Consider the following 12,428-nt stretch of genomic DNA (forward strand, 5'->3'; position numbering starts at 1 on the left):
GGGGGCGGCCCAGGCGGCCAGGATCGGCGACAGCGAGCCGGACTCGCCGAGCGCCGACAGCAGGCCGTCGGCGACCAGGTAGACGAGGCCGGCGGCCAGGCCCGAGGTCAGCAGGATCGCGCCCTGGCCGCTGCGAAAATTGGCCCAGGCGACAGGGGCGCTGAGCAGCAGCATGACCAGGGCCGCCAGCGGTCCGGAGAAGGCCGTCTGCAGGCGGGTGGCGTAGAAGCTCTGCGGCCGGTCCGAGCCGCCGTTCTCCAGCGCCCGGCGGGCCGAGGCGGCCGAAGGGGCGGGGGCGTCGGCGAACAGGGCCTGCACGTCGGCGGGGCGCAGGGCCGTGGGCCAGGTGGCCGAGGCGGCGACCATGGGTTCCACTCGGTCGCCGATGAAGCGGGTGGTGACGGGCTTTTCCAGCCGCCAGGCGCCCTTCTGGAAGCTGGCGACGGGGGCCACGACCCGCTCGGTCAGGGCGCCGGCCTTGTCGCGGCGATAGATGGTCAGGTCGCGAAGCTCCGCGCCGTCGGCCAGGGCCTCCTTGGCGGTGACCAGGTCCTCGCCGGCGCGGAAGGTGCGGGCGGTGGGGGGCTTGCGCTCGGCGACCGGCGTGGTGGCGGCCCACCAGGCGCTGAGCGTCGGGTCGGTGCGCGGCGAGATCACCTGGGCGCACAGGGCGTCGAGCGACAGGACGGCGATCGCCACCGGCACGGCCATCAGCACGATGCGATAGCCCGAGATGCCGCTGGCGCGCATGGCGACCACGGCGTTCTCGCGGGCCAGCTGCGAGAAGGCGAACAGGCCGCCGGCCAGCACGCCCAGCGGCGCGACCTGCTCGAACAGGCGCGGGGCGCGCAGGGCGGCGTAGTAGAACACCCCGGCGACGCCCAGGCCGCGGTCGAGGATGTCGGTGGTGACTTCCAGCAGGTCGAGGATCTGCAGGATGGCCATCAGGATGAGGATCGCGCCGAGCACCCGGGTGGCGACGGTGCGCAGGACGTAGAGCGGCAGCTTCATGCGGCGCGCTCCTTGGGCTGGAGAAGTCTGATCATGCGGCGGAACCAAGCGCTCATGGCCAGGACCAGGCGCGAGATCGGCGTGTCGCCAGGCCGGGTGCGGCTGCCCACGAACAGCCAGACGGCCAGGCCCGTGAACACCAGGAACGGCGCGCCGACGGCGGGAATGGGGGCCAGGCGGCCGGACTCGGCCAGGCTCTGGCCCAGCAGCAGGCTGTGCTGGAAGGCCAGCAGCAGCACCCCGGCCAGCAGCAGGCCCGGCGCGCGGTTGCCGCGCTTGGCGGCCAGGCCCAGCGGGAAGGCCAGCAGCGGCAGGAACGGCAGGAAGGCCGCGCGGGCCAGGCGGCCGTAGAACTCGGCCCACAGGGTGGCCTTGGGCACGACCGGGTTGGGCGAATTGGCCTGGCGGGTCAGTTCGACCAGGGTCAGTTCCCGCTCGTCGCCGCCACGCGCGCGAAGGAGCCCGGCGGCGGCCTTCAGCGGGGCCTGGGTGGTCAGGTCGTCGAAGGCCAGGCTGCGGTAATTGCCCCGCGCGTCGCTGCCGATGCGGCGGCCCGACCTCAGGCGCATGGTCACGGTCTTGCCGTCGGCGGCGACCTGCAGGGTGGCGCTGGCGGCGGTGATCAGCTCCTCGTGGCCGGCCGCGTCGGGACGGCGGATGAAGACGCGGGTCAGGGTCTGGCCGGCGAGGTCGGCGCTGTCGGCGGTCATCAGCGAGCCGTCGTCGTCGATGAAGGCCCCGCCCGAGAGGCGGCCGTTCCAGCCGGCGTTGACGGCGGCGTGCATGACGGCGCGATAGGCGTAGCGGCTGTAGGGCTGGACGTAGCCGAACACGGCGATGCTGAAGACGCTGAGCGCCAGGCCGATGCAGACGAAGGGCGCGGCCACACGTTCGAGGGATTGTCCGCCGGCCAGCAGGGCGTCGATCTCCGAGCCGTCCGACAGCTTGCTGATGACGATGAACAGCGCCACGAAGAAGGCCACCGGCAGGGCCAGACCCAGATAGTGCGGCACCAGGTTGAGGGCCAGCTGGGTGACGTAGTCGAAGCGGGCGCTGCTCTGTGACAAGAGGTCGAGCAGGCGCAGCACGCGCTCGAGCAGCAGGGCGACGACGGTCAGGCCCAGGCACCCGACCAGGGGCCAGAACAGCAGGCGCAGCAGATAGCGGTCGATCAGGCCAAGGACCGTCAACCGCCGCGGATCGGGCTTCTTCCTCTTCCTGCTCACGCGGCGACCCACGCCTCGGCAAGATCCTGGGCCAGGCGGGCGACGGCGTCGTCGTCCAGCGCGACGGCCGTCCCCAGGGCCGGGGCCGCCGGCCAGCCGGCGTCGGGGAAGCTTAGCCCCTCGTGCTCGCGCGCGCCCTCGTAGCGGGGCAGAACGTGGAAATGGACGTCGCGGTCGACCATCATCAGCATCAGGTAGTTGATCTTCTCGTACGCAACCTTGGCCTTCAAAACGCGTTCGATCCCGGCGATCGCCGTCTGCATGTCGGCGAAGGCTTCGGGGCTCAACTCCGAAAAGGCGTGGGCGGGTTCCTTGCATACGAGGACGAGAGACCCGAAAGTCGGCTGCTTGGGACGGACCAAGACCAGCCAGCGATCGGTCTCCGCGACTTTCGAGCGGGGATAGCCGAACGCGAGGGCTGTGGGATTGGGCATACGGCAACCGATACTGCGGGCGAGTCCGGACGCGGATCGCGACGCGGCGACAATAGGGACACGGCGTTTTACATGGAAGCACGAACCGTTCTTCCAGGCTTGGCGGCGCTAGGGACGCTGCTGGGCGTGCTGGGAATGGCGGCGCCGGCGGCGGCGAAGCAGGATTGCGTCGGACGCGACACGGGCGTTCGGCTGACGGTCGAGGTCGGAAAGCTGAAGTCCGACTCGGGGCTGGTGACGGTGACGATCTATCCGTCCGATCCCAGCCGGTTCCTGGCCCCGCGCGGCAAGCTCCTGCGCCTGCGGGTGCCGGCCAGCGCCCCGACCACCGAGGCCTGCTTCAACCTGCCCAAGGCCGACATCTATGCGGTGGCGGTCTATCACGACAGCAACGGCAACAAGGACTTCGACCGCAACGCCGTGGGCGTGCCGACCGAGGGCTACGGCTTCTCCAACGACGCCCCGTCGCGGTTCGGCGTGCCGTCGTTCGATTCGGCGCGCATCAACGTGAAGTCGGGCGACAACACGATCCGGGTGCGGATGCGGTACGGGAAGTAGGGACGGTTCAGATCCTCCCCCTGAAGGGGGAGGTGGCCCGAAGGGCCGGAGGGGGAAGTCCCTGCGGACGTCGCGGCGTTGCTGGCCCTGAAGTCACATCCCCCTCCGTCGCTCCGCGACACCTCCCCCTTCGGGGGGAGGGTCTAGGTGAGCGAATACCGGCCCAGCTCCCGAATCCCGCCGGTTTCCGGATCGAGCCCGCGCGCGATCACCCGCAGCGAGAAGCCGCCGTCGCGCTCCTCGATCTCCAGCGCGTGCCAGCGGGCCGGCGAGTGGCCGCCGCTCCAGGCCGAGGCGGAGGGTACGCCCAGCACCGGGATCGCCTTGCCGTCGGGACCGGGCACGGTCGCCGTCAGCGACTCGTGGGCGTGGCCGTGCAGGACGAGGTCGGCGCCGCGGCGGGCCAGCACGGCGCGCAGGTCGGCCTGGTCCTCCAGGGCCTTGCGCGACGACACCGCCCCGGCGTTGGGCGGATGGTGCAGCAGCACCACCTTGAAGCGGTCGCCATAGGCCGGGTCGGCCAGCAGGGCGTCGAGCTTTTCGAGTTGGTCCGAGCCCAGGCGACCTGTGGCCAGGTGCGGGGCGGTCGGCACGGCCGAGCACAGGTTGAACAGGGCCACGGGTCCGCGCAGCCGCACCTGCGGGAAGGCGGCCTCCTCGTCGTCGCCCAGCCAGGCGGTCCAGGGGGCGAAGCGGGCCTGACCGCTCTCGCCGACCAGGGCGTCGTGATTGCCGGGACTGACGGTGACGGTCTCGGCCGGGCCCAGGGTTCGCAGCCAGCGCGTCGCGGCGTCGACCTCGGTCTGCGAGGCGAAGTTGGTCAAATCGCCGGTGATCGCCACATGGTCGGGGGCGTGGGCCTGCAGGTCGGCGACCAGGGCGGCCAGCACCTCGGGCCGGTGGACCTTGCGCTTGCGGCGCCAGGCGATCCGGCTCAGCAGGCGCTTGGACGCGACGTCGCGCAGGCGAAAAGCGCCCGGCGGCGGCGGCAGGTGAGGGTCGGAAAGATGGGCGAGGCGGAATATCGACAAGAGCGGCCGGTGCGATTGTGGCGGATTGCGACGAAGCTGCTTATCAATCGCCTCGGCTTTCAAGGGGTTTAAGTTCCGGTGACGGGTGAAATCAATCCGGCAGGTTCGCGCGCCGTGACGGTGGGCGAGAGCCAGGGACGCATCTGGGGCATGACCTCGGGCGAGCGGCTGTCGCGCATCTATCGACGGATCGGCCTTTCCGAGGGCGCTGGAGCCGGTGACCCCGGGGCGGATCTTGTCGCTGTCCACGCCGGCTGGGTGTTCGACGAGTCGCTGATCAAGGCCCTGGCCGGACGGCCCTGGGCGGTGCTGGTCGACGAGGCCGGCGCGGCTGTGGCGGTCAACGCTCCGGCCGAGGTGGCGCAAGCCGCCGTCGCGGCCCTGGCGGCCGGCGGCGATCCGTCGAGCGTCGATCCGCGCTTCGTGCGCCTGACCGCGCTGGACGTGGGCTCGGCCTACAACAGCGCCCTGCGCAAGCGCGAGCCGCCGGTGCTGGAGCGCCTGGACAAGGACACCGTCCGCGCGGTCGAAAAGCGCCTGTTCCAGGGCTCGTACAAGGGCGTCACCGACCTGGTCACCAAGTACGTCTGGCCGACCCCTGCGCGGATCGTCACCCGCTGGTGCGCCCTGGCCAAGATGACGCCCAACCAGGTGACCTTCATCGGCTTCCTGCTGACCATCGCCGCCTTCGTGCTGTTCTGGCGCGGACAGTTCGGCTGGGGCCTGGTCTGCGCCTGGATCATGACCTTCCTCGACACGGTCGACGGCAAGCTGGCCCGGGTGACCCTGACCTCGTCCAAGTGGGGCAACGTCTTCGACCACGGCATCGACCTGGTGCACCCGCCGTTCTGGTGGTGGGCCTGGTATGTCGGGGTGTTCGCCGTCGGCCTGTCGATGCCCTATGCGCCGTGGCTGCTGGCCATCGTCGTCGGCGGCTATGTAGCCCAGCGGGTGGAGGAGGGGATCTTCCTGTCGCTCTTCAAGCTGGAGATGCACGCCTGGCGGCCGTTCGACAGCTTCTTCCGGCTGATCACCGCCCGTCGCAACCCCAACCTCATCCTGCTGACCGCCACCGCCCTGGTCGGCCGTCCGGATATCGGTTTCGTGCTGGTGGCCGCCTGGACGGCGATCTGCTTCGTCGTCCACGCCGTCCAGATCCTGCAGGGCTTCGCCGCCCCGAAGGGCTCGATCCAAAGCTGGCTGTCGCGGTGATGCGCGTCGGCGTCGTCCGCAATCCGCGCAGCCACGCCAACCAGGGGCGGGTGCATGCGCCGACGCCCGAGGGCGTGCGCGTGGTCGAGCCGGCGACGCGCGAGGCGCTGTCCGAAGAGTTGGCCCGTTTCGCCGAGGAGCGGATCGACCTGCTGGTCATCGACGGCGGCGACGGCACGGTGCGCGACGTGCTGGGCCTGACGCCGGCGACCTTCGGCGACGACATGCCGATGCTGGCGGTAGTGCCCTCGGGCAAGACCAACGTGCTGGCCATCGACCTGGGCGCGCCGCGCGACTGGCGGCTGGAAGAGGCCCTGGCCGCCGCCGCCCAGCCCGAACCGCGGGTCAAGATCCGCGCCCCGCTGGAGGTGCGCTTCGCCGACGGCCGCCCGCCGCTGCGGGGCTTCTTCTTCGGCCTGGGCGCCCTGGTGCGGGCCACGGCCCTGTCCAAGCGCGTCAACCGCATGGGCGTGTTCCAGAGCCTGTCGGTGGCGGTGACCCTGGCTGGGGCCGCGATCGGCGCCCTGTTCGGCGGGGCGCGCGACCAGTGGCGGCAAGGCGTGGCGGTCAAGGTGGCCATCGACGGCGAAGCACAGCCGGCCGGGGAGCGCTTCGTGCTGCTGGCCACGGCGCTGAAGCGCCTGCCGTTCGGCCTCAAGCCGTTCGGGCCGCCGCGCGAGGGGCTGAAGGTGCTGGACGTGGACGCGCCGCCCCGGCGCCTGCTGCGCATGCTGCCGACCGTGCTGTCGGGCAAGCCCAAGCCGACCCTCGAGGCGCGGGGCTATCGCCGCCGCGACCCGGCGGCGCTGTACGCCTCGGGACAGTTCGACTTCGTGCTCGACGGCGAGGTGTTCGAGGGCGGCAAGATCGCCGTGGCCCTAGGCGCGCCGCTGCGGTTCGTGGTCGGATGAGCGCCGTCCGGCCGCTGGTCGAGGCCGAGCTGGACCAGCCGATCCCCGCGCCGATCCGCGCCTTCGCCGAGCATCTGACGAGCCTGTTCCCCAGCGCCCAGGCGGTGCTGTTCTACGGCTCGATCCTGCGCACCGGCGACCTGTCGGGCGTGCTGGACTTCTACGTCCTGACGGAGCGGCCGCCGCGAGGCCTTCGGGGCGTCGCCACCCGCATCCTGTGGCCCGACGTCAGCTATCACGAACTGGAGCACGATCTAGGCCACGGCGGCGTCACCCTGCGGGCCAAGGTCGCCTCCATGACCCTGTCGCGGTTCGCGCAAGCCGTGAAGGGGCGGGGGATCGACACCACCCTGTGGACCCGCTTCGTGCAGCCCTCGGGCCTGGTCTGGGCGGTGGACGCCGCCGCCCGCGAGACCGTGGTCGAGGCCGTGCGCCGCGCCGCCCGCACGGCCGCCCGCTTCGCCACGGCCCTGGGGCCGGAGGAGGGGGCGCCGGAAGCCTATTGGACGGCGCTGTTCCAGGAGACCTACGCCGCCGAGTTCCGGGTCGAGAAGTCCGGCCGCGAAGCCTCGATCCTGGCCTTCGATCCCGGCCACTACCAGCGCCTGCTGCCGGCCTGTTGGGCCGACGACGGTCGCGTGGACGGCGAGGGGCGTCCGGTCCCGGAGATGTCGGCCATCGAGCGCAAGCGGCTGAAGGCCGCCTGGCGGCTCCGTCGCAATCTCGGCAAGCCGCTGAACGTCGCCCGCCTGGTCAAGGCGGCCTTCACCTTCCAGGGCGCGGCCCGCTACGCCGCCTGGAAGATCGAGCGCCACACCGGCTTCAAGGTCGAGCTGACCCCCTGGCGCGAGCGTCACCCGGTGCTGGCCGCGCCGGGCGTCCTGCTGCGCCTGTGGAAGTGGCGGCGGGCGCGGGGCGGCTAGCCTCCGCGCGGGCGTGGCGCTACCCTGGCGCCATGCTGCACGACCTTCCCGTCGGCCGGGCCCTGCGCAGGTTCCGGCGCCTCAACGCCGTCAAGCAGGGCCATCTGGCCGAGCTGCTGGCGGTGTCTCAGGCGACCGTGTCGCGCTGGGAGAGCGGGGCTCAGGAGCCGGACGAGGCCCATCGCGAGCGCATCGTGGCGCTGATCGCCGCCCAGGCCGACCATCGCGGCGACGCGGCCCTCAAGCGCCTGGTCGAGACCTCGACCCTGCCGGTGCACCTGGTCTGCGACGCCACCCACCAGCTGCTGGCGGTCTCGCGGCCCCGGGCGTCGACCTGGGCGGTGGACGCGTCCGAGATGATGGGAACCTCGCTGTGGCGCTTCGCCAGTCCCGGCGTCGTCGCGGCCCAGGGCGGCCTGGCCGACGGCGGCTGGTTCGAGCGGCCCTACCAGCAGCTGCGCTTCGAGACCGGCTCGAACGGCTGCGACGACATCCCGATCCGCCCCGGCCTGCTGCAATGGGAGACCGTGCCGCTGTCGGACGGCCGCACGGGCCGGCTGGCGACGACGGTCGGGTAGAGCCGACCACAGATGACCGACGACGCCGTCACCATCCCCGTCCGCACGCCGGAGTCGAAGGCGTTCGCCGCCGATGTCGAGCGGGCCATGGCGCTGACGGCCAGGCTCAATCGGCTGGGTTATGCCGACGGCGACGAGGTGCGGGCGCTGTTCGAGGACCTGGCCGGCCACAAGGTCGGAGAGCGCTTTCGCCTCGCCCCGCCGTTCTACACCGACTGCGGGCGCAACATCCGGGTCGGCGAGCGGGTGTTCATCAACCAGAACTGCACCTTCTACGCCCTGGCCGGCATCACGATCGGCGACGACGTGCTGATCGGACCGAACGTCAGCCTGATCACCTCAGGCCATCCGGTCGCGCCCTCGCAGCGGCGCGCGGCCCTGGTCGGCAAGCCGATCACCGTCGGGAACGGCGTCTGGATCGCCGCGGGCGCGACCGTCATCGGCGGGGTGACGATCGGCGACAACTCGGTCGTGGCGGCCGGATCGGTCGTCACTCGCGACGTGCCCGCCAATACCCTGATCGGCGGCAATCCGGCCCGGGTCATCCGCTCGATCGAGGGCGAATAGAGGCCTCTCCCACTCCCGCGCATAAGTTTTACGTGTCCTCGCGCGACGGGGCGCCCTAGAGGGGCGGCCATGATCCGTACATGGCTGAACATCATCGCGCTCTGGCTCATCGGGGTGCTGGCCGCCGCGCAACTGCCCAAGATCGCCGTGCTGGCGCCGGTGCTGCGCGAGACCTTCCACCTGTCGTTGGCGGGGGCGGGCCTTCTGGTGTCGCTGCTGGAGATCGGCGGGGCGGTGTTCGGCGTCGCGGCCGGACTGGCGCTGGGCCGGTTCGGCGGCCGACGGTTCCTGGTCGCCGGTCTCGCCATCCTGCTGGTCTGCAGCGTCGTCGAGGCCTTCGCGCCGAACGCCGGCGTGCTGTTCGCGGCCCGGGCGGTCGAGGGCGTCGGCTACGTGCTGGTGGTGATCGCCGCCCCGACCATGATCGTCGCCATCGCGCCCGAGCGTATCCGCGGCCCGGCGCTGGTGCTGTGGAGCACCTTCGTGCCAGTCGGCGTCGCCGTCGGCAGCGGCGTCACGGGCCTGGCCGTCGCGGCGACGAGTCCGAAGGGCGCGCTGCTGCTGTGGGCGGTGCTGTGCGGCCTGGGCCTTTTCGCCGCCGCTCGGCAGGCGCGGGGCGGGCGCAGCGAGGCCCGCATGACCTGGCCGGCCCCGGCCGCCGTGATGCTGACCTTCGGTTTTGGCCTCTTCACCGTCTTCGTCTGCGCCCTGACCATGCTGCTGCCCAGCTTCCTGACCGAGCGGGTCGGCGCGAGCCTGTCGGGCGCCAGCCTGGCCACGGCTCTGGTCTCGTTGACCGCCCTGCCGGCCTCGGCCATCGCCATGCGCATCCTGCACGCGGCGGGCGTGGATCCGCGCCGGGCGGTGGTGGCCACGGTGATTCCGGCGCTGCTGGCGGCGGCGGCCGTGGCGGTGTTCGTCTTCCAGCCGGCGGTGGTCGGTCGCGGAGCGGTCGCCGTGTCGGTCGTCGCGGGCCTGGCCTTGCTGCTCGGCGGGGTCGCATCGCCGATGGTGTTCGCCCGCCTGCCGAGTCTTGCGGGCGCCAGCGCTCCGGACGATCCGAGGATCGCCTCCGCCAACGGCCTGTTGACCCAGTTCGGGGCCGGCGGCGCCCTGATCGGCCCGCCGCTGGGCGGCCTCGTGGTCGGCCGCTGGGGCTGGCAGGGGCTGGGCGTCTGCGTCGCGGTGCTGGCCGTGGCCATGCTCGCCGCGCTGCTGGCGGCCGAGCGGATGGGGCGTGCCAGCGCCGAGGCCGAAGGGGAGCTGGCGCCTCAGCGGACCTGACGCGGGTTGTGGGTGCAGATCCTCCCCCTTTGGGGGAGGTGGCCCAGAGGGCCGGAGGGGGCGGCGCCGGCGGTGAATACCCCCTCAGTCGCTTTGCGACAGCTCCCCCGGAGGGGGAGCATCTGAGCAAAGAAAAAGCCCCGGCCTTGCGACCGGGGCTTTTGTCTCTCAGCGGTTTGCCGAGCCTTAAGCCGTGGCGCGCTTCTGGCCGTCGATGACGCCCAGCGCCGCGCCGACCTCGGCGAACACCTTGAGGACCTGGTCGATCTGCTCGTGGGTGTGGGCGGCGCTGATGCTGGCGCGCAGCAGCGGGCGGCTGTCGGGCGTGGCCGGCGGCAGGGCGAGGTTCAGGTAGACGCCAGACTGCAGCAGGCCGTTCCACATGGCGATGGCGCGCTCGACGTCGGGCATGGTGGCCGCGACGATCGGGCTGGCCGCCGGACCGGTGACGAAGCCCAGGGCGTTGAGGCCGTCATAGAGTCGGCAGGCGTTGCTGTTGAGCTGTTCGCGCAGCTGCGGCTTGGCGATCATCTGCTCCAGGGCGACCAGGGTCGAGGCGACCACGGCCGGGGGCAGCGAGGCGGTGAACATGTACGGGCGGCAGATCACCCGCATGACCTCGAAGTCGTCGAGGCTGGAGACGCAGAAGCCGCCGATGGCGCCCAGGCTCTTGGAGAAGGTGCCGACGATGAAGTCGACGTCGTCTTCCACGCCCGCGGCCTCGGCCAGGCCCCGGCCGGTGGCGCCGAGCACGCCCATCGAGTGGGCCTCGTCGACCAGCAGGTAGCCGCCCATCTCGCGCTTGATGGCGGCGATTTCCTTGAGCGGCGCGGTGTCGCCGATCATCGAATAGATGCCTTCGACGACGATCAGGCGCTCGCCCGGGACGTCCTTCAGGCGACGCAGGCGCTTGGCCAGGTCTTCCGGATCGTTGTGGCGGAAGCGGATGACTTCGGCGTGGCCCAGGCGCGAGCCGTCATAGATCGAGGCGTGGCTGTCGGCGTCGAGGATCAGGTGGTCGCCGCGGCCCACGAGCGTGGACAGCACCCCGAGGTTGGCCTGGTAGCCGGTGGTGAACACCATGGCGTGCTTGCGGCCGTAGAACTTGGCCAGCGCTGTCTCCAAAGCCACGTGGGCCTCGAAGCTGCCGTTGGCGATCCGGGAACCGGTGGTGCCGGTGCCGCGTTCCTGCACAGCTTTGACCGAGGCGGCGATCGCCTTCTCGTCGAAGGTCAGGCCCAGATAGTTGTTGGTGCCCAGCAGGATCGTCGGACGGCCGTCGACCACGCCTTCAGTGGGCGAGACCACGGCGTCGAAGCGGACGGTGAACGGGTCGGCGCCCGCCTGCTGGATGGCCTTGTACGCGTCGCGATAGGCCAGATGCTTGTCGAACAGACCCATCGGTCAAGCCTTGGTTCGGAGATCGTTGATCAGTTTGGAGAGGTCGCCGGTGGTTTCCACCGAGGCGAGGCGATCGAGGGGGATGGAGATGTCGAAGGCGTCTTCGAGCTCCATCACGATATTCATCAGGGCCAGCGAATCCACGGCGAGGTCGCGGCCGATGTGGGTGTCGTGGGTCACCTCGACGGTCCGGCCGAGCACCTTGCTCGCGGCCAGGCCGATCTCACGCAAACTCAGATCCGTCACTGTATCCATGCCAAACGCCAGTCGCCCCCGACACAAGCACTGTCACCTCACCGTAACAGTGTCTCTGTCAGATATCTGCCACAATTGAACTAGTCGCTGTATTTTTTCGGCAACCAGCCGTGAAGGCGATACCAGGTCACCGTATCGCCGAAGCCGGCGGCAACATCGTGTCGACTCGACGAGGGCGCAAGGGACGGATCGGTCAAAAAGGCCCAATCGGGGTGCGACAGTTCGCGCGCCTTGCCTGAACCGAATACCGTGGGTTGCTTCGATGTCCGGCTTACCACATCAGCGATAGCCCCGGCGGTATGGATGACCGCGTCGGGGATGCGGAAGAGGCGCGGGCGGGGCGCGCCGACCGCGATCGCGGCGGCGGGCATGATCTCGCTCCAGCCATAGCCGTCGGGACGGTCGTCGCAGATCGAGGCCAGGCCCGTGCGGCCGCCTTCCAGCAGGTCGATGATCTGGCCGGCGGCGTCGTGCACGTGGATCATGGCCACGCGCGAGGCGGGCGACAGCACCGGCAGCAGGCGGCTTTTCCCCGCGGCGGCGAACAGGCCCAGGGTCTCGCGGTCGCCGGGGCCGTAGATGGCCGGCGGGCGAATGATCAGGGCCGAGGGCAGGGCGGCCAGCGCCGCCTCCTCGCCGGCGCGCTTGCTGGCGGCGTAGTCGGAGAGCTGCGGTTCGCGGGCGGCCAGGCTGGAGATCAGCACCAGGCGGGCGCCGGCCTCACGGGCCGCTTCGGCGACCGCGACCGCGCCGGCCACATTGACCTTGTCGAAGCCCGCGCGAGAGGCGGCCTTGATCAGGCCGGCGGCGTGGATCACCGCGCCGGCGCCGTCGCAGAGGCGCTGCAGGGTCTGGGCGTTGCCAAGATCGCCCAGCACCACCTGCGGCTCGATCCCGCGCCAGAACGGCGAGACCGGGTCGCGGCGCGACAGGATGCGCGGGAGGTAGCCCCGCTCGGCGAGGGCCCGGATCAGGTGCTGGCCGAGAAAGCCGGTCGCGCCGGTGACGGCGACGACACGATTTCCGGCCGTGGCCAC

Annotated in this window: 14 protein-coding genes; 7 read left to right on the forward strand and 7 right to left on the reverse strand. The window is 71.2% G+C overall.

All coding sequences use genetic code 11. From position 1 onward, the window contains the following. The 3 genes from DMC18_RS09310 to DMC18_RS26860 all read right to left on the reverse strand — a co-directional run. Positions 1–1,011: LptF/LptG family permease (locus tag DMC18_RS09310; protein ID WP_110132882.1), on the reverse strand; the 1,011-nt coding region annotated here is incomplete at its 3' end. Continuing rightward, entirely contained in the window at positions 1,008–2,201 is a 1,194-nt protein-coding gene (locus tag DMC18_RS09315) for an LptF/LptG family permease (protein WP_110118130.1), read from the reverse strand. The genes DMC18_RS09315 and DMC18_RS09310, both read right to left, overlap by 4 nt. A gap of 32 nt (positions 2,202–2,233) precedes the next feature. After that, complete coding sequence (locus tag DMC18_RS26860) at positions 2,234–2,671, reverse strand: HIT family protein (protein WP_110118129.1); 438 nt, start codon at positions 2,669–2,671, stop codon at positions 2,234–2,236. A 72-nt stretch (positions 2,672–2,743) separates the two neighbouring features. Here DMC18_RS26860 and DMC18_RS09325 point away from each other — a divergent pair, with 72 nt between their 5' ends. Beyond that, on the forward strand, positions 2,744–3,229 hold the full coding sequence (locus DMC18_RS09325; protein ID WP_110118128.1) for a DUF2141 domain-containing protein: 486 nt from the start codon (positions 2,744–2,746) through the stop codon (positions 3,227–3,229). Positions 3,230–3,372: 143 nt separating this feature from the next. Here the strand turns inward: DMC18_RS09325 and DMC18_RS09330 are convergent, their stop codons facing one another. Further along, the gene (locus DMC18_RS09330; RefSeq protein WP_110118127.1) at positions 3,373–4,260 is read right to left on the reverse strand and encodes a metallophosphoesterase; all 888 of its coding nucleotides are present in this window, start codon (positions 4,258–4,260) and stop codon (positions 3,373–3,375) included. Between the two features lie 150 nt (positions 4,261–4,410). On the opposite strand from DMC18_RS09330, the gene DMC18_RS09335 reads away from it, so the two are divergent. From DMC18_RS09335 to DMC18_RS09360, 6 genes are all read left to right on the forward strand, one after another. After that, complete coding sequence (locus DMC18_RS09335) at positions 4,411–5,472, forward strand: CDP-alcohol phosphatidyltransferase family protein (RefSeq protein ID WP_370443978.1); 1,062 nt, start codon at positions 4,411–4,413, stop codon at positions 5,470–5,472. Next, positions 5,472–6,383: a diacylglycerol kinase family protein gene (locus tag DMC18_RS09340; RefSeq protein ID WP_110118125.1), complete on the forward strand. Its 912-nt coding sequence runs from the start codon at positions 5,472–5,474 to the stop codon at positions 6,381–6,383. The genes DMC18_RS09335 and DMC18_RS09340 overlap by 1 nt, the downstream gene beginning before the upstream one ends. After that, positions 6,380–7,306, forward strand: coding sequence for a hypothetical protein (locus DMC18_RS09345; protein ID WP_110118124.1), 927 nt, complete (start codon positions 6,380–6,382; stop codon positions 7,304–7,306). Before DMC18_RS09340 ends, DMC18_RS09345 begins: the two co-directional genes overlap by 4 nt. 32 nt (positions 7,307–7,338) lie before the next feature. After that, positions 7,339–7,884, forward strand: coding sequence for a helix-turn-helix transcriptional regulator (locus DMC18_RS09350; protein ID WP_110118123.1), 546 nt, complete (start codon positions 7,339–7,341; stop codon positions 7,882–7,884). Positions 7,885–7,896: 12 nt separating this feature from the next. Next, entirely contained in the window at positions 7,897–8,451 is a 555-nt protein-coding gene (locus DMC18_RS09355; RefSeq protein ID WP_110118122.1) for a sugar O-acetyltransferase, read from the forward strand. Positions 8,452–8,520: 69 nt separating this feature from the next. Further along, entirely contained in the window at positions 8,521–9,735 is a 1,215-nt protein-coding gene (locus DMC18_RS09360; RefSeq protein WP_110132883.1) for a CynX/NimT family MFS transporter, read from the forward strand. A gap of 186 nt (positions 9,736–9,921) precedes the next feature. Here DMC18_RS09360 and spt read toward each other — a convergent pair whose 3' ends face one another. From spt to DMC18_RS09380, 3 genes are all read right to left on the reverse strand, one after another. Then, the gene (spt, locus tag DMC18_RS09370; protein ID WP_110118121.1) at positions 9,922–11,136 is read right to left on the reverse strand and encodes a serine palmitoyltransferase; all 1,215 of its coding nucleotides are present in this window, start codon (positions 11,134–11,136) and stop codon (positions 9,922–9,924) included. Between the two features lie 3 nt (positions 11,137–11,139). Further along, a complete protein-coding gene (locus DMC18_RS09375; protein WP_110118120.1) occupies positions 11,140–11,391 on the reverse strand; it encodes an acyl carrier protein in 252 nt (83 codons plus the stop codon). An 80-nt stretch (positions 11,392–11,471) separates the two neighbouring features. After that, complete coding sequence (locus DMC18_RS09380) at positions 11,472–12,428, reverse strand: NAD(P)-dependent oxidoreductase (RefSeq protein WP_110132884.1); 957 nt, start codon at positions 12,426–12,428, stop codon at positions 11,472–11,474.

The organism is Caulobacter sp. D5, assembly GCF_003185805.1.
Taxonomy (GTDB): Bacteria; Pseudomonadota; Alphaproteobacteria; order Caulobacterales; family Caulobacteraceae; genus Caulobacter.